Source organism: Lachnoclostridium sp. An14 (assembly GCF_002160755.1).
Classification (GTDB): domain Bacteria; phylum Bacillota; class Clostridia; order Lachnospirales; family Lachnospiraceae; genus Lachnoclostridium_A.
The window spans coordinates 105,310-122,093 of sequence record NZ_NFLE01000004.1 but is presented as its reverse complement, the minus strand read 5'-3'; the positions used below and the strand labels follow the sequence as shown (position 1 = coordinate 122,093).

At 64.2% G+C, this 16,784-nt stretch carries 21 protein-coding genes; all 21 read left to right on the top strand.

Features of this window, described 5'->3' with window-relative positions:
* Positions 1 to 16: 16 nt before the first annotated feature.
* The 21 genes from B5E84_RS03890 to B5E84_RS03790 all read left to right on the top strand — a co-directional run bounded on the left by B5E84_RS03890 (position 17) and on the right by B5E84_RS03790 (position 16,777).
* On the top strand, positions 17 to 1,087 hold the full coding sequence (locus B5E84_RS03890) for a major capsid protein (RefSeq protein ID WP_087219505.1): 1,071 nt from the start codon (positions 17 to 19) through the stop codon (positions 1,085 to 1,087).
* Positions 1,088 to 1,160: 73 nt separating this feature from the next.
* Positions 1,161 to 1,517, top strand: coding sequence for a collagen-like protein (locus B5E84_RS21205; protein WP_087219502.1), 357 nt, complete (start codon positions 1,161 to 1,163; stop codon positions 1,515 to 1,517).
* A gap of 22 nt (positions 1,518 to 1,539) precedes the next feature.
* Positions 1,540 to 1,971 (top strand): Rho termination factor N-terminal domain-containing protein, encoded by a 432-nt coding sequence (locus tag B5E84_RS03880; RefSeq protein WP_087219499.1) that lies wholly within the window; start codon positions 1,540 to 1,542, stop codon positions 1,969 to 1,971.
* Positions 1,971 to 2,294 (top strand): head-tail joining protein, encoded by a 324-nt coding sequence (locus B5E84_RS03875; protein WP_016148041.1) that lies wholly within the window; start codon positions 1,971 to 1,973, stop codon positions 2,292 to 2,294. Before B5E84_RS03880 ends, B5E84_RS03875 begins: the two co-directional genes overlap by 1 nt.
* Before the next feature lie 13 nt (positions 2,295 to 2,307).
* The gene (locus B5E84_RS03870) at positions 2,308 to 2,925 is read left to right on the top strand and encodes a hypothetical protein (RefSeq protein WP_087219496.1); all 618 of its coding nucleotides are present in this window, start codon (positions 2,308 to 2,310) and stop codon (positions 2,923 to 2,925) included.
* A 47-nt stretch (positions 2,926 to 2,972) separates the two neighbouring features.
* Positions 2,973 to 4,526 carry a phage tail sheath protein gene (locus tag B5E84_RS03865; protein ID WP_087219493.1) on the top strand — a complete coding sequence of 518 codons (1,554 nt, stop codon included), beginning with the start codon at positions 2,973 to 2,975 and terminating at the stop codon, positions 4,524 to 4,526.
* Positions 4,526 to 5,038 carry a phage major tail tube protein gene (locus B5E84_RS03860; protein WP_016148044.1) on the top strand — a complete coding sequence of 171 codons (513 nt, stop codon included), beginning with the start codon at positions 4,526 to 4,528 and terminating at the stop codon, positions 5,036 to 5,038. Before B5E84_RS03865 ends, B5E84_RS03860 begins: the two co-directional genes overlap by 1 nt.
* A 66-nt stretch (positions 5,039 to 5,104) precedes the next feature.
* A complete protein-coding gene (locus B5E84_RS03855) occupies positions 5,105 to 5,512 on the top strand; it encodes a hypothetical protein (RefSeq protein ID WP_016148045.1) in 408 nt (135 codons plus the stop codon).
* Positions 5,513 to 5,624: 112 nt separating this feature from the next.
* A complete protein-coding gene (locus B5E84_RS03850) occupies positions 5,625 to 7,736 on the top strand; it encodes a phage tail tape measure protein (protein WP_087219490.1) in 2,112 nt (703 codons plus the stop codon).
* Positions 7,708 to 7,932, top strand: coding sequence for a tail protein X (locus B5E84_RS03845; RefSeq protein WP_016148047.1), 225 nt, complete (start codon positions 7,708 to 7,710; stop codon positions 7,930 to 7,932). The genes B5E84_RS03850 and B5E84_RS03845 overlap by 29 nt, the downstream gene beginning before the upstream one ends.
* 9 nt (positions 7,933 to 7,941) lie before the next feature.
* A complete protein-coding gene (locus tag B5E84_RS03840) occupies positions 7,942 to 8,862 on the top strand; it encodes a phage late control D family protein (RefSeq protein ID WP_087219487.1) in 921 nt (306 codons plus the stop codon).
* Positions 8,863 to 8,864: 2 nt separating this feature from the next.
* The gene (locus B5E84_RS03835) at positions 8,865 to 9,275 is read left to right on the top strand and encodes a pre-mRNA-splicing factor (RefSeq protein WP_087219484.1); all 411 of its coding nucleotides are present in this window, start codon (positions 8,865 to 8,867) and stop codon (positions 9,273 to 9,275) included.
* Positions 9,276 to 9,293: 18 nt separating this feature from the next.
* Positions 9,294 to 9,845 (top strand): hypothetical protein, encoded by a 552-nt coding sequence (locus B5E84_RS03830; RefSeq protein ID WP_087219482.1) that lies wholly within the window; start codon positions 9,294 to 9,296, stop codon positions 9,843 to 9,845.
* A gap of 14 nt (positions 9,846 to 9,859) precedes the next feature.
* The gene (locus B5E84_RS03825) at positions 9,860 to 10,135 is read left to right on the top strand and encodes an early E1A protein (RefSeq protein WP_087219479.1); all 276 of its coding nucleotides are present in this window, start codon (positions 9,860 to 9,862) and stop codon (positions 10,133 to 10,135) included.
* 14 nt (positions 10,136 to 10,149) lie between these two features.
* On the top strand, positions 10,150 to 11,541 hold the full coding sequence (locus tag B5E84_RS03820) for a baseplate J/gp47 family protein (protein WP_087219476.1): 1,392 nt from the start codon (positions 10,150 to 10,152) through the stop codon (positions 11,539 to 11,541).
* On the top strand, positions 11,542 to 12,189 hold the full coding sequence (locus B5E84_RS03815) for a phage tail protein I (protein ID WP_016148053.1): 648 nt from the start codon (positions 11,542 to 11,544) through the stop codon (positions 12,187 to 12,189).
* A gap of 15 nt (positions 12,190 to 12,204) precedes the next feature.
* Positions 12,205 to 12,954 carry a hypothetical protein gene (locus B5E84_RS03810; protein ID WP_087219474.1) on the top strand — a complete coding sequence of 250 codons (750 nt, stop codon included), beginning with the start codon at positions 12,205 to 12,207 and terminating at the stop codon, positions 12,952 to 12,954.
* Between the two features lie 3 nt (positions 12,955 to 12,957).
* Positions 12,958 to 13,212: a hypothetical protein gene (locus B5E84_RS03805; protein ID WP_016148055.1), complete on the top strand. Its 255-nt coding sequence runs from the start codon at positions 12,958 to 12,960 to the stop codon at positions 13,210 to 13,212.
* Between the two features lie 13 nt (positions 13,213 to 13,225).
* A complete protein-coding gene (locus B5E84_RS03800) occupies positions 13,226 to 13,624 on the top strand; it encodes a four helix bundle protein (RefSeq protein ID WP_087219471.1) in 399 nt (132 codons plus the stop codon).
* 319 nt (positions 13,625 to 13,943) lie between these two features.
* A complete protein-coding gene (locus B5E84_RS03795; protein WP_242963265.1) occupies positions 13,944 to 15,206 on the top strand; it encodes a reverse transcriptase/maturase family protein in 1,263 nt (420 codons plus the stop codon).
* The gene (locus B5E84_RS03790; RefSeq protein ID WP_087219695.1) at positions 15,203 to 16,777 is read left to right on the top strand and encodes a DUF6273 domain-containing protein; all 1,575 of its coding nucleotides are present in this window, start codon (positions 15,203 to 15,205) and stop codon (positions 16,775 to 16,777) included. Before B5E84_RS03795 ends, B5E84_RS03790 begins: the two co-directional genes overlap by 4 nt.
* Positions 16,778 to 16,784 lie beyond the last annotated feature (7 nt).

Sequence of the window (16,784 nt, the reverse complement as noted above, 5' to 3'; positions counted from 1 at the left end):
GAAGGAGGACAAGATCATGCCTTTTAACTTCTACGACACCTACACGCTGCTCATGGCCGTCCAGCAGCTCATCCCTGCGACGACCTTCCTGCGTGACAGATACTTCCCGACCAACGACGCGACCGACATCTTCGCCACCGAGGATGTGCTGGTGGAGTACCGCGACGGCACCCGCAAGCTCGCACCCTTCGTGGCCCCCCGCAAGGGAGGCGTCACCATCCTGCGCAAGGGCTACACCATGGAGCGCTATACCCCGCCCTTCGTGGCTCCCCGTCGCACCCTGACCCTCGACGAGCTGCGCAAGCGCGGCTTTGGTGAGGCCCTGTACTCTCAGCTCACCCCTGAGCAGCGCCAGCAGGTGCTCATCATGCGTGACGCTGACGAGCTGGGCGACCTCATTACCAACCGTGAGGAGGCCATGGCCGCCGAGACCATGCTGACCAACGGCTGCATCATGAAGCACATCGCCGACGACGCCGACAAGAGCGACGAGATGGAGATCCGCTTCTACTCCGAGGGCGCCAACCCCGCCACCTACACCCCGACGATCAAGTGGGACGCAGAAGGCGCCAAGATCCGCGCCGACCTCGGCGCGATGGCCCGTATGCTGACCAGACGCGGCCTGCGTGCTGCTGACCTCGTGTGCTCCCCGGACGTGGCCGACGCCATCGTCGAGGATCCCGACATCAAGGAAATGCTCAACAACCGCCGCTATGAGCTGGGCTCCGTCGCCCCCGAGGAGCTGGCGCCCGGCGCGTCCATCATGGCCCGCCTGAACATCAACGGCCGCATCATCAGCGTGATCTCCTACGACGAGACCTACACCGACGACGACGGCAACGATCAGCTCTACATCCCGAGCGGCAAGTGCATCCTCACCGCCCCCGCTGCTGGCCGTACCTGTTACGGCGCCGTCTCCCAGGTGGAGCAGGCCGACGGAGAGTTCCACACCTACGCCGGCCGCCGCGTGCCGAAGTATGTGTCCAGCGCCGAGGGCAACACCCGCACGCTGACCATCTCCAGCCGCCCGCTGCTGATCCCTAACAACAAAAACCCGTGGATCGTTGCCGACGTACTGGGGGAATAACACCCCCTGTTGACACCGCTGCGGTCGGCAGGGGGACGGTCGGCGCAGCCATTGTAGGAAAGGAGTGACAAACATGGCTTACACACCTACCGAGTGGAAAGACGGCGACATCATCACCGCCGAAAGACTGAACAAGCTCGAGGCCGGCGTGCAAAACGAGCAGGTCGGGCCGCAAGGCCCCAAGGGAGACACCGGCGAAACCGGCCCGCAGGGCCCGAAGGGTGATACTGGAGAAACTGGCCCGCAGGGCCCCGCCGGAGCGGATGGTGCCAAAGGCGATACCGGGGCAACCGGGCCCGCCGGAGCAGACGGGAAGTCTGTTAAGAGCATCGCCCTCACCGCAGACAGCACCGGGAAAGTGACCGGCGGCACGGCCACGCTGACGGACGACTCCACCGTGCCGATCACCGTGACAACCGCCACCGCCTAAGACCAAGGAAAGGAGCACGAATATGATCCAGATCATCGCGGGCACCTTCGGCTATTACAACGGCCGCAAGGTCGTCCCCATCACCAACGCGGACGGGCCTCAGAAGTTCGACCCCGAGCTCGAGGCCCGTCTGGTCAAGAAAGGCGTCGCCAAGTACGTCGACGAGAAGCCCGTGGCCCCTGCCCCGGCCGCAGAGCCGGAGCGGGAGCCCGGGGCGACATCTGAGCCCGACGGCACGCCTGCCGCTCCCGAGTACGACGAGGACATGAAACTCGACGAGCTGAAGGAAGTGGCGACCGCCTACGGCGTGGACGCCTCTGCCATGCGCAAGAAGGCTGACATCATCGACGCCATCGAGAAGGCGAAGGCGGCAGCCGACGACGGCCAGAATGGCGACGACCAAAACGGCGACGACGAGAAGCCCCCCGAGATCGGCGCCGCAGATCCCGTCTAATGGCTTTCGACTTCAAGAAAATGGTCGCTGACGACCGCCGCCTCGTGTTTCTCAACCTCGCCGAGTTCGGTGAGGAGCACAAGGTCGACGGCAAGACCATCACCGTCGTGCTGGATGACAACGCCCTGAAAGAACGCCAAGGGGGGCAAGAGCTGGGCGTGGCAGAGTCGTCCCTCATGCTGTATGCAGCAGTCGAGGATCTGCCGCCCCGGCGCCCGGCGGGCGAAGGGCTCAACATCGACGGCCGCGAGTATATCGTCAACGACTGGAGCGAGGACATGGGCGTCGCCACCATCGCACTCGGCCAGACCGTGACCATGTAAAGGAGGTGCAGCCGTGTCCATAGTCAACAGCATCGAGACCGTCCGGGAGTGGCTGGACTCCACCGTCTGCCCGATGGTGCAGCTCAAGCTCCCCGACGACAGCGCGACCGACGCCTCCTACCCCTACAAGCTGGTCAACCCGACCGCGTTCTCGCTTTTCGTCCCGTCGAAGGACAGATTGCCCCCAAAGGTGCCGGCTCCCATCCCCTCGGTCTGCGTGCAGATCGTGGAGGGCACCGACAGCCTGACCATGAGCTCGAGGAGCATCAAGATCCGGCTCTGCTTCTCTGCGTGGGATCCCGGCTACCACGGGCGCGACATCTTCAAACCGAAAAACGACGGCAGCGGCGCATACGTCCAGTGGCAAAACGAGGAGGCCGCAGCCTTCTTCGAGAAAAACGGCGAGGGCTGGCGCGACGCATGGAATTTTGTGGACACGGCCCTCCGCATGATCGAGAACGCCGAGTACATCGGCTCGCTGCGCGTCATGAAGGAGGACGGCATCACCTTCGGCCCTGTCTCTGAGCAGGACGCCGTCCCGGACTTCTACCCCTACTGGTTCGCGTGGGTGGAGTTTTCTGCCGAGGAGCCCCTGACACGCACGCCGAAGGACTACCAACACCTGCTTTAAGGGCAGCCGGCCGGCTGCTCTAATTTTATGCAAAGGAGGAAAAGCAGATGGCAAATGAATACCTCTACGGCGCATACGGCCACATGGGTGAAACTGTGGCACAGAGCGCCGTACAGGCGGGCACCACGCCGGTCTATATCGGCACGGCACCCGTCAACCTCGTGCGCGGCTTCGCAGACGCCGGCGTCATCAACGAGCCGATCAAGCTCAGCAACATGATCGACGCGCAGCGCAAGCTCGGCTATGCGGCCGACTGGGGCACCTTTACGCTCTGCGAGGTCATGAACGCGCACTTCAACAACACCCTCGGGAACATCGGCCCCATCTACGTCATCAACGTCCTCGACCCGTCTGCGGGCAAGCACCGCAAGGCGACCGAGACCACCCAGCAGCTTTCTTTCACGGGCGGCCGGGCCGAGTTTGCGAGCTCCACCATCATCCTCGACACCATGACCATCGCCAAGAGCGATGGCGGCGACTACGCCGAGGGCACCGACTACGCTGTGGACTATAACTTCACCAAGGGCACCGTCATCATCACCAGCCTGATCGCGGACTCCCCGCTCACCGGCACCCTGACGGCCAGCTTCTACGAGGTGGACGACAGCGCCATCGAGGACGACGACATCATCGGCGGCGTGACGGCCGGCGGCGAGTACAGCGGCCTGAGTTCCATCGCGCTGCTCTACCCCGAGCAGTTCGCGGTCTGCAACCTGATTGCCGCCCCCGGATGGAGCCATAGCCCGGCGGTCTACAACGCTATGCTCGCCGCGAGCCAGAAGATCAACGGCCACTGGGACGCCTTCGTCGTGGCTGATCTGCCCCTTGTGAGCGGATCCTCTGCGGTCGGGCAGGCCGAGGTCGACGAGGCGCAGGTCGGTGCCACGGCGGTCGACACCATCGAGAAGGCCGTCGCGTGGAAGAAAAGCAACGCCTTCGACAACGAGAGATCCAAGGTCTACTGGCCGCAGGGCATCGACAACCTCGGCAACATCTACCACCTGAGCACGCTGGCCGTGGTCGAGCTCATGCGGGCCGACTTCAGCCACAACAGCGTGCCGATGGAGACCTGCGGCAACAAGGCGATCCCCATCATCAAGCAGTATTTTGGGGCCAACGCCACCAACCGCGGCTTCAGCCAGCAGGAGGGCAAGGAGCTGACGCAGAACGGCATCAGCACGGCCGTCGCATGGGGCGGCGAGTGGGTGCTGTGGGGCGACCACACCGCCGCCTACACCTACGGCGCCGACGTGGATCCCCGGGCGATCTTCGACGTGTCCATGCGTATGCTCATGCACATCACCAACGACTTCCAGAGGGAGTGGAGCCCGCGCATCGACGAGCCCATGACCCGGGCGCTCAAGGACGAGATCATCAACCGCGAGCAGGAGAAGCTCGACGGGTATGTCAGCATGGGCGCGCTGCTGGGCGAGCCGCAGATCGTGTTCCTCGAGAGCGAGAACAGCACCACCGACATCATGAACGGCGACTTCCGCTGGGACATCGCCGTCACCCCGACCCCGCCCCTCAAGTCTGCGAGCGTGTACGTCGCATACACCGACGCCGGCTTCTCTGTCTACTACGAAGGAGGTGACGAGTAATGGCAAATCTGTGGCTTGACCTGAAGGGCCCCATCCTCGCCGACACCGTGTACATCAACGGCGTCCTCGTCGCCAAGGACGTGACCATCACCCTGCCGGCCGTCACCCATGTGACCGCCGATTATAAGGCGATGGGCACCTACACCGCACCCATGACCGGCCAGATCGAAGGCATGGAGGCCGCCATCACCAAGATCGGCATCGACAAGGGGCTGCGCTCCATGGTGCAGCTCGAGAGCAAGACGCTGGAGGTCAGATGGGCGCAGGATGTCAAGTACGCCGACGGCTCCACCAAGACCGAAGGCTGCAAGGCGTTCATGCGCTGCGTCCCGAAGCTGATCCCGGGCCTGTCCGTGGATCCGGGCAACCCTTCGGAGAACGAGGTCACGCTGGCCGTGAGCCGCTATCAGGTTTTCGTCGCCGGCGAGGAGTTCTGCCTGATCGACCAGCTCAACACTATCATGCGCATCGGCGGCGTGGACTACGTCAAAGACCTGCGCAGCGTGCTGTAACAACAGATGGGCGCCGCCCGAGGTGGGCGGCGTCCCTCTTTTTATCAACGAAAGGAGACAACGACCATGGAAAAGCTGACACTCAGCAACCCCATCACCATCAACGGCAAGAAGGTCAAGACCCTGACCTATGACACCGGCGCGATCACCGTGGGAATGTTCGCCGAGGCCGAGGCGCTGAAGCTGCGCGCCACCACCCACAAGGCCGGCGGCAGCGCCGGCGCCACCGAGCTCGACTACTCCATGCACCTCTACCTCGCTATGATGGCGATCACCGCCGTCAACCCCGACATCGACATCGCTGACCTCGAGCGCATCAGCGGGCCCGATGTCATGGAGCTGGTGAGGATCGGCCGAAATTTTACCACAACGAGGTCGGGGGCACCCTCCGAGCAAAACGACTCGGAGAGCTCGTCCGAGACTACTCCCGAGCCTTCCACATCTCAGTCGGAGAGCTCCGACGGGAACGCCTGACCGACTTCCTGCTCGAATACTACGAAGCGGCCGAGGAGGCGAAAAAGCAGCGGGCAAAGATCCCGAAGCCGAGGATCCCCCACATCCGGCCGCATAGGAGGAGGTGACGCCAGTGGCCAAAAATAAAATGCTGCAAGCCGTCGTGAGTCTCGCCGGCACCATTGACCCGTCACTCGGCAAGGCGCTGGACGATGTCACCGGCAAGCTGGAAAACGTCAACTGGAAGGCCGTGGCCGTCGGCGGCGCTGTGGGCGGCATCGCAGTCGCAACAGGCAAGGCGGTCGTGGAGGCCGGGAAGTATCTGGCCGACCTCGGCAACGAGTACAACACGGCCATCAATCAGCTCTCGGCAGCAACCGGGGCGACTGGCGACGAGCTGGACGCGCTCGGTGAAAGCGTCAAGAACATCTACGCCCAAGGGCTCGGCGATGACTTCGCCGACGTGGCTGACGGTCTGGCTGCAACGCAGCAGGCCAGCGACCTGACCGGCGAAGCTCTGGAGCGGGCAACCGCCGCCGGCTTCAACCTGCGGGACGTGTTCGACTACGATGTCAGCGAGAGCGCCCGGGCAGCGTCGGCCCTGATGAAAAACTTCGGCATCGACGCCGAGGAAGCCTACGGCCTGATCGCCGTGGGCGCGCAGAACGGCGCAGACAAAAACGGCGACCTGCTGGACACCCTGAACGAGTACAGCCCGCAGCTTGCGGCTCTCGGCCTCAGCGCCGACCAGTTCATCGGCACCCTCGTGGAGGGCGCTGACGCCGGCCTGTTCTCCATCAACAAGGTCGGCGACGCCGTCAAGGAGTTCAACATCAAAGCGAAGGACGGCAGCGACACGAGCCGGGAAGCCTTCGAGAGCCTCGGCCTCAACGCCGACAAAATGTTCGCGGCCTTCGCCGCAGGTGGAGACACCGCAGAGGCCGCGTTCTTCGACACCGTCGAAGCCCTCAACAGCATGGACGACCCCCTCGCCCGCAACGCGGCCGGCGTGGCCCTGTTCGGCACACAGTTCGAGGATCTGGAGGCCGGCGTGCTGCCGGTGCTGGCGAGTATCGAGACCGCAGCCTACGACGGCGCGGCAGCTCTCCAGCAGATCAACGACGTGAAGTACAACGACCTCGGCAGCGCCTTCGAGGCGATCAAGAGGTCGGCCGAGGTCTCGCTGCTGCCGATGGCGTCCATGATCGCTAACACCCTGACGGCTCTGGCGCCGATCCTGCGGGAAACCTTCGAGGCCATCGCCCCCGTCATCACGGAAACGCTCAACGCTTGTATGCCGTTTGTGCAGCAATTCCTCATGGGAATGGGGCAGGCCCTCCAGACCGTGCTCCCCATGGTCTCGCAACTGGCCGCCGGGCTGCTTCCGCTGCTCTCGCAGCTGATCTCGGCCTTCCTGCCGCCGCTCCTCGAGCTGGCGCAGCAGCTACTCCCGCCGCTGATGCAGATCGTGCAGGCCATCCTCCCGCCCATCGTGAGCATCCTGACCTCGATCCTGCCAATGCTGACGCAGATCATCTCGACGATCCTGCCCGTCCTGACCAGCCTGATCTCGGCCCTGCTGCCTGTCATCACACCGCTGCTCGAGGTCGCGCTTCAGATCGTCAACAGCGTCATCATGCCCCTCGTGCCCCCTCTCATGCAGATCGTCGAGGCGCTGCTGCCGCCCCTGATGTCGCTGCTCAATGCCATCATGCCGATCCTGAGCCCCCTGCTGGGGCTGCTTCAGCCCATCGCGTCGGTGCTCGGCACCATCGCCAGCGTCATCGGCAAGATCGTGAGCTTCGGCGCAGGCGTCATCAACAGCATCGCCGGCCTGTTCGGCGGCGGCGGGGGCGGCGGGGCTTCCGGCTTCGCAACCGGCGGCTTCACGAGCGGCCCGTCCATCGCGGGCGAGGATCCGCGCTACCCGACCGAGGCCGTCATCAGCTTCAATCCTGCATATAGGGCGCAAAACCTGTCCTACTGGGCCCGCGCCGGCGAAATGCTCGGCGCTATGGACGAGGGCAGCTATGAGCCCATCAGCTCCGGCTCGGGCACGTCCGTGGTCTATGACCTGAGCGGTCTGTCCTTCAGCCCCACGATCAAGGTCGACGGAAACACCGACGAGGACGCCCTGATCCGAAAGCTGCGGGATCTGGAGCCGGAGTTCATCGACTTCATCCTCGAAGCACTCGCAAGAAGGGAGGGCGGCGCCTATGTCACAGCGGATAGTCGGCTATATTGATTACACCGCGCAGGGCGGCGACACCTTCGACAGCATCGCGCTGGCAGCCTATAACGAGGAGCGGATGGCGAGCACCATCATCGACGCCAACCGCGACCTCTGCGACGTGCTGATCTTCGAGGGCGGCGAGGCCGTGCGGATCCCCATCGTCGAGACTGTGGAGACGCCCGACACCCTGCCGCCGTGGAGGAGGTGAGCCTGCCCCGTGAAAATCATCTACGAGGGGACGGACATCTACCCCGAGATCAGCGTCCACCGCTGCTACCACGATATGTACGCAGACAAGCAGAGCGACGAGCTGCTGCTCAAGCTCAACGACACCCGGGAGCTGTGGGACAGGTGGAGCCCCAAGAAGGGCGACACCATCGCCGTCGAGGACGGCGCCGCCAAGACGGGCAAGATGTTCGTCGAGAGCGTCGTCCCCGAGTCCGGCCTCATAACCCTGCGGGCCTACTCGGCCCCGCAATCCACCAAGGACAAGAGGAGCAAGTCGTGGGAAAAGGTCAAGTTCCTGCAACTGATCCAAGAGATCGCCGGCCGGCACGGCCTCACGGTCGAGACCTACGGCATCACCGACCAGACCTACGACTACGTCGAGCAGAACAACCTCCCCGACTTCGCTTTTCTTCAGGCACGCTGCACCCTCGAGGGCGCGGCTTTTTTAGTCTATGACGGCAAGCTGGTCGTCTACGACGAGGCATACATGGAGGGCCAGCAGCCCGTCGACACCATCACCATCACGCCGGCCAACGACTTCGAGTACCGGGACGAGGGCGCCTACGCCTACGGCTCGGCCGAGGCCGTCAACGGCGGCCTGACCGGCACCTTCTCGGCGCCGGCCGGGGGCGACAAGGTGCTGCGCAAGATCCTCCCCTTCCGCATGACTGACCAAGCAGAGGCCGACCGCTTCGCCAAGGGCCTGCTCCGGGACGCCAACAAAGAGGCGACCGTCGCAACGCTCTGGACGGGGACGCTGCTGCGCGAGTACGCGGCGGGCTCCGTGGTGACGCTCTCCACCGAGGGTGTCGCCTCGTGGGACGGCACGGCCTTCGTGAGCCGGATCCGGCACGACTACGTCAAGACCCGGAGCAAGCTCTATCTGCGCAAGCCTCTGGAGGGATATTGACCATGCCAAACAGCAACACCCAAATGATCCAAAAGGGCAAGATCTCGAGCATCGAGGGCGAGCCCGACAGAAACGGCGACAAGACCACGGCCCGGGTGCTCCCGAGCACCGCCGACAGCCTCGTCACGAGGCCGCTGACGATCCCGTGGTATCTGCGCGGGGACATGGGAAACCTGAGCCCCGGCGTCGAAGTCGCCTACGCTATGTTCGAGGACGGCACCGGCCTGATCCTCTCCCGCATGGACGGGGAGTGGCCCGGCATCGTCCCCGGCGACATCACCATCAAGAAGGGCGCGCTCACCGTGCAGGACAAGGGCGTCAGCGTACCGTCGGCCGATGTCACGGCCAGCGGCATCAGCCTGAACAGCCACACCCACACCGCACCGCACGGAGAGACAACCGGCCCGCACTAAGAAAGGAGGCCGAGTATCATGTCCGTCATGGCATCGTGGAACGGCAAGACATGGGGCGTCTCCCCCGAGCGGATCGCCGCCCTGAATGGCGTCTCGGCCAGCGTGGAGCTGGACACCGAGAACAGCGACGACAAGGCGGGATCCCCGGCCACCAAGACCAAGGCGCTCAAGCTCCAGAGCATGAGCTTCGACTTCGATCTCGGCGTCGCCGTGGGCTGCGATGTCCGCGGCGAGTACGAGTCGTGGACGGCGCTGGTGGGCCAGTACGCCCCCTTCTACCTCGGCGGCACGCGCTTCGGCCCGGCCAACCTTCAGCTCACTGGCGTGAGCCTCGGCGACACCACGGTCGACAACTTCGGCCGGATCCTCAAGGGCAAGATCACCATCAACTTGACCGAGTACGCCGAGGAGGCCAGCAGCAAGAAGGCGACCGCCGGCAGCTCCAACGGGGGCAGCTCGTCCCCGGCCGGAGTCTCCACCGGCGTCGGCCCGCGTCTGAGCGCCATCACCGTCGGCGCATCCAGCAGCGACAAAGCTGCAAAGAAACCCAACAACACCCAACTGACCTAAAGCGAGGTGATCCCATGAAAGCAAGCGGCAACGCAGCGCCCGAGACCTGCGTGCAAAACCTCCTAAAGACCATCCGCGGCGAGGTGCCATACGAGCGCATCAAGGGGATCGACCGCACCCTGATCGACAAGCCGAGCGGGACGGCTGCCAACGATCTGGCCGCCGACGTGGAGTTCGTCGTGGAAACCTACGAGCCCCGCGTGCGCCTGAGCTCGTCCGATCTGGTCGCTCTGGTCGCGCAGACCGGCGACTTCGAGCTGCGGGCCAGCATTGACAACAACACACTCTGAAGGAGGTGAACAGCATGAGCGACGAGACCAACACCTACGGCGACGACATCCACCTCACCACCACCGACGCGACGACCATCTACAACACCCTGATCGCTGCGCTCGAAAAGGGCGCCGGCGAGCCTCTGTACCCCGGCGACGAGCGCCGGATCTTCGGCGAGGGGCTCGTGGCCGTGTTCGTCGCCCTCTACAACAGCCTCGACGACACCGGGCGGCAGACCCTTCTCCGCTATGCGCGGGGCGAGGTGCTGGACGCTATCGGCGAGCGGCTGGATGTCCACCGGCTGGAAGGATCCCCGGCAAAGACGACCATGCGCTTCTCCGTGAGCACGCCGCAGCCAAACAACATCATCATCCCGAAGTGGACGAAGGTGACGCCGGATAGCGACCACTACTTTGCCACCGACGAGATCGCCGTCCTTCAGGCCGGCGCCTACTCCGTGGAGATCCCGACCTCGGCCGTCAGCAACGGCACCGAGTACAACGGGTACGCCCCGGGCACCATCACCACCCTCGTCGACCTGATCCCCTACATCGAGAGCGTCACCAACATCACGGCGACGGCCGGCGGCGACGACGGCGAGCCCTACACCGAGGAAGGCGACAACCGGCTGCGCGAGCGCATCCGACTGGCGCCGGCGTCCCGGTCTACGGCCGGGCCGGAACAGGCTTACATCTACTGGGCCATGACGGCCGACAGCTCCATCATCGACGCCCGGGCCGTCAGCGAGACGGAAACCATCAGCCGCACCCTCACGGTCTACGACGGCCACGCCTTCATCGGCGGCGGTCGGCTGCTGCCGGACACCATGATCGTCAAGGAACACGGGGAGAGCACGGCCGGAGTGGAGGACACCGACTACACTGTGGACTACACCGACGACCTGCTGACCATCGAGCTCAAGGGCGCCCTCGCGGACGCCACGAGCCTCGACATCACCATCACCCGCACCCTCGAGGGCTGCGTCAAGATCGTCCCCCTGCTGGAGGGCGGCGCCGTCCCCGACGAGAGCATCCTCGAGAAGGTGCTGGAGGCGTGCAACGCCTCGGACATCCGGCCGCTCACCGACGTGGTCACGGCCGTGGCGCCCGAGGTCATCACCTACGACATCGAGATCGTCTACTACACCACCCCCGAGACGGAGGCCGAGGTCGTCGCCAATGTGGAAGGCACCGGCGGCGCCATCGACCGCTACAACGAGTGGCAGGTGGGCGCGCTGGGCCGGGACATCAACCCCGACCAGCTCCGAAAGCGGATCCTCTGCCCGTCGTGGGGCGAAAACCTGACCGGCGCCTTCCGCGTGGACGTGACAAAGCCGGTCTACACCCCCGTCAGCGACACACAGGTCGCCAAGTTCAGCGGGCACCTGACTGTCAGCCATAAGACAGATAGCGAGGTGGTCTAAATGCGACTCAGCGAAGTCGAGATGATCAAGCTCCTGCCCTCGTGGATGGCACAGGACGGTGCCGACCGCGGGCTGGCCGCCGGCTGCGACACCCTATCCCGGGACGCCTTCGCCCGTCTGAAGCTGCTGAGCAGGTGGGACAAGATCGACCAGCTCAGCGAGGCCGAGCTGGACGAGATGGCGTGGGAGCTGAACATCCAGTGGTATGACAGCACCGCGCCCATCGAGACCAAGCGGGCCGTCATCCGCAACAGCGACCGCGTCTATGCCAAGCTCGGCACCCCCTACGCCGTGGCGCAGATCATCGCCGACTACTTCGGCACCGGCGAGGTCAGGGAGTGGTATCAGTACGGCGGCAAGCCCTACCACTTCAAAGTGCTGAGCGACAACCCGGGACTCGTCAACGAAAACCTCGACCTGTTCCTCTCGCTGCTGCGCACCGTGAAGCGGCGCAGCGCATGGCTCGACGCGATCCTGATCTGCCTGACCGGCGAGATGTTCCTTTATGCCGGGATGGCCGTGCGAGAGCACGGCGAGGAGCGGCACGTCATGGGGACGGACGAGATCCACCTCTACCACGGGGCCGTCGTCCACGACAACAACCGGGAGACCGTCACCATCGGCACCAGCGTCCTCGCTTCAGACTAAGGAAAGGAGAAAGACATGGCCGCATTTATCAACAACGACATCACCGCCGCGGGCCTTCTCGTTCTGGCGAAGGGCGTGGCGGGCCAGCAGATCAACTACACCAAGATCGTCCTCGGCGACGGCTACCTCGAGGAGGGCCAGACGCCCCGCTCCCTCACCGGCGTGGTCAGCCCGAAGGCGACCATCGACATCACCAAATGCGTCGTGAACGGCGACGGCACCGTCACCGTGGGCGGCGTGTTCACCAACAACCAGACCAACGACGGCTTTTACTACCGCGAGCTCGGCCTTTATGCGGACGATCCCGACGAGGACGTGGGCGAGGTGCTGTACTGCTACGGCAACTGCGGCGACCTCGCTGAGTGGATCCCGCCGACCGGCGGTGCCACCATCGTCGAGAAAACCATCGACATCGTCACCGCCATCGGCACGGCCACCAACGTGACCGCCTACATCCCCGCGGACGCCTACGCCACCAAGGAGGACTACGAAAACTACAAGGCCATCGCCCTCGCGGCGCAGGCCACGGCCAATCAGGCCATCGCCCTCGCGCAGCAGGCCGTCGAGATCGCGCAGCAGGCGGCCGCCTCTGTGGTCGACCTGAGCAACGCCGTCCAGCAGAACACCAGCAAGATCACGACCCTGTGGGGCGCCGTATTCGGCGACATCACGACCAACCCCTTCCAGATCACCTTCGCAAATCTGGACGGCATCACCCTCACCTCTGGCGTCTGGAACGCTACGCTTCAGCGCCTCGAGTGCTAAGCCGTGGACGGCTACAACTACACGCCGATCCCGCCCGAGGAGGCGTCCTGCGTCATCGCGCACCTGTTTGTCGAGCTGGCCCTGCCCTGCTCGTGCTGCAAGCGCGAGGACGGCGTGATCGTCATACAGGGCACCGCCTACGACGGCACCGGCGCGAGGATCACCATCAAAGGCGAGGAGGTGAGATACTACGGCAAGCAACGGACACTCGCGGCCATACGAGCGGGCCAATGTAGGCCGCCCGCCATTCGGCCGTGAAAAGCTGCCGGAAATGCAGGTCATCAGCGACGCCAAGGAGCTCGAAAAGCACACCTACATCAAGACGCGCAACCCGAACATCTTCCCCAAGAAGGAACGGCTCGGGCTGGCGCAACGGATGATGAACGAGGCCAGCGACCTCGTCGCCGACCTGATGGAAGCCAACGACCTGCTCCTGACCGACCCGCAGGAGCGGGAGCTGCGCTACCGGGCGCAACGCTCGGCCCTGCGCAACTGCCGGAAGCTGATCCACCACATCGAGCTCGCCCACGAGATCCTCAGCGGGCTCGGCGACGACGCCTTTGCACACTGGTCGCGGATGGCGGCCGGTGTCAAAAACCAGACCGCCAAATGGTACAAATCCGATAAAGAAAGGGCCGCCAAGATGGACGCGCAAGCGCGTCATCAATAGGCAGCCCGTGGGGTACGCCTTGTTTTTTCGTGCCGGGTCGGCCAACAACGCCCGCCTCGTCTGGAGCGATGGCACGCTGAACTGGAACAACGCCGTCGACGGCAACAACGGCCTGCGCCCCGCTTCGATGGATAGCCCGACTTATTAACCGGCCGGAGACGGCCGGCGAACACTGTGCACCATCATCCAAGGAAGGCGTATCCCTCCCGCACCCGGCGCCGTATGACCGGCCCGGCCATGGGTAAACACAGGACTGCCGATGCTCCCGGCGGCGCACTCAAAGCGTGGCCGGAGCTGCCGACGGCAGAGATTTTTTCGCATGGAGAACATCGTCAACAGCTTCAACTCGCTATACAAAGCATACCGCAAGACCCGCTGCGGGAAGCGGGACAACCCAACGGCCATGCGCTACCGCATGGAGGCCATCGAGCGCACGGCCGACCTCTCTGACCGCCTCCAGCGGCGCGAGTACACCTTCGGGCCCTACTATCCCTTCAAGGTGTACGAGCCGAAGGAGCGGCTCGTCCTTGCCATAGACTTCGAGGGCAAAGTCGTCCAGCACTCGCTCTGCGACAACGTCCTCGAGCCCGTGTTCTCCCGGCGCTTCATCCGGGATAACTATGCCGGGCAAATCGGCAAAGGCACCCACGACGGCCTCGACCGTCTGGCCGGTGCCATGCGCCACTACTTTTTCAGCCGGAAGGCAGCAGACGAGGAGGCCCGGCGGGCCGCCGGCCTGCCATACCGGCCGATGGAGGAGTGGGACTACGCCGAGGGCTGGGTGCTGAAAGGTGACTTTTCCAAGTTCTTTTACACCCTGCTGCACGCCGTCTGCTTCGAGAAGGCCCGCAAGGCTCTGGCCTTCCTGTCTGACGAGGAGCTGATCGACTTCGTCGAGTGGCTGCTCTGGATCGTCATCGACAGCACGCCAGACCCCGGGATCCCCATCGGCAACCAGTCGAGCCAACTGCTCGCCCTGCTCTATCTGGACGACTTCGACCACTGGCTGCGGGACGACCTCGGCCTCGTCTATGGCCGTTACATGGACGACTTCTACATCATCAGCAGCGACAAGCTGCTGCTCCGGGAGATCCTCAAGCGGATCGAGGAGTACATCAAGCCGCTGGGCCTGCGCCTGAACGGCAAGACGCAGATCTTCCCGCTCAAGAATGGCATCGACTTCCTCGGCTTTCACACCTACCTCACGAGCACCGGCAAGGTGGTCAGGAAGGTGAGGGCCAAGAGCATCGACAACATGAAGCGGAAGATCCGCAAGTTCCGCGGCCTCGTGGACAGGGGCAAGATGACGCTCGAGAGCGTGAGCCAATCCTACGCAAGCTGGACGGGCCACATCTCGCACGGCAACACCTACCACCTGCGGCAGAACATGGACGCCTATTTCTTCGCATACTTCCCGGAGCTAAAACCTACCGAAAGGAGACAAGACTCATGCCTCAAACCCTCGGAAGCCTTGCCAACAAGGCAAAAATCAAGTTCGGCAGCCTCTACGGCGCGCCGATCATCTGGATCAAGGCAGACAAAAACCACGCCGGCTACCCTGCTAACAGCACCACCCTCGTGACCAACCAGATCATCAAGCTGCTGTGCTTCGACGCAAAGGAGAGTGCCAACGGCAACAGCGACCGCCGAAACTACGGCAACAACCGCTACATCTACTCCAACCTGCGCCAGTGGCTCAACAGCGACGCCGCCGCAGGCCAGTGGTACACCGCGCAGCACAGCGCAGACGCACCTCCGAGCTCGGGCAACGTATGGGACGGCTACAACCCCTACAACACCATCGCCGGCTTCCTCAACGGCTTCACGGCCAATGAGCGGGCCGCCCTGCTTGCCACCACTATCACCGTCGGCAAGAGCTCCACGGACGGCGGCGGGACGGAAACCTGCGTGGACAAGGTTTTCCCCCTGTCCTGCACCGAGGTCAACCTCTCGGGCGACCATGTGTGCGGCAGCAAGCTGGCGATCTTCAGCGACAACTCCAGCCGCATCGCTACCGTCTCGGCCTCGGCCGCTGCCAACTCCAACTATGATGTCGACGCCAATCAGGCGTGGTACTACTGGCTGCGGGACGCCTATGCCTGGTCGGCCCGCGACGCCCGCTACGTCGTTTCCGACGGCGCGCTGCGCTGGGGCCGCGCCTGCAGCGGCGACTTCGGCCTGCGCCCCGCTTGTAATCTGTCCTCTGATCTCCTGGTCTCCGACACCACCGACTCGGACGGCTGCTACACAATCGTCTACAACCAGCCGCCCACGGCCCCCGGCACCATCACTGTCCCGAGCGAGGTCATCGGCGGCGAAAACCTGAGCATCTCGTGGGGACAGTCGACCGATCCCGACGGCAACCTCGCCGGCTACAAGCTGGAGCGCAAGGTGGACGACGGCACATGGGCGCAGATTTACAGCGGCAGCTCCCGGAGCTACACGGACTCCATCACCTACGGATGGACGAGCGTGCAGTACCGCGTCAAGGCATACGACACCGCCGGGGCCGAGAGCGCCTACACCACCAGCGCCGTGCGCACCGTCACCAACAACCGGCCGCCCGTCATCAGCGGCAGCGACACCGACCTCGGCAGCTTCACCACCACGCCGCCCTCCTACGAGTACACCGTCACCGACGCCGACGGCCATCAGGTCACGGTCGTGGAGAAGCTGGACACCACCACGCTGCGCACCTACACGGCCACCCTCGGCGACACCAACGAGCTCGAGATCACGGCCGACCAGTGGCTCAAGCTGCTGAACGGCGACCACGCCCTGACCATCACCGCCACCGACGCCAAGAACGAGAGCACCGTGCGCACCCTGTCCTTCGACAAGGCCATGCACTCGGTCGAGTTCGAGCAGACCGTGGCGATGGCGGCCGATGATATGCCGACCAAGGCCCTCGTCAATATTCAGGGCAGCTTCCCGACCGGCAGCACCCTTCAGGTCTGGATCTGCAACAACGGCAACGACGCCGAGCCCACATGGGAGGACATCACCACCAAGGCCCTGACCAGCCAGAAGCACTTTTTCACCAACCAGACCAAGACCGCCGCAAGCTGGGGCGTGAAGATCAAGGTCAAGCTCCTGCGCGGCTCGGCCGAGGGCGACTGCTACATCCAGTCGGTCGGCGGCAACTTCGCATAAACCAACA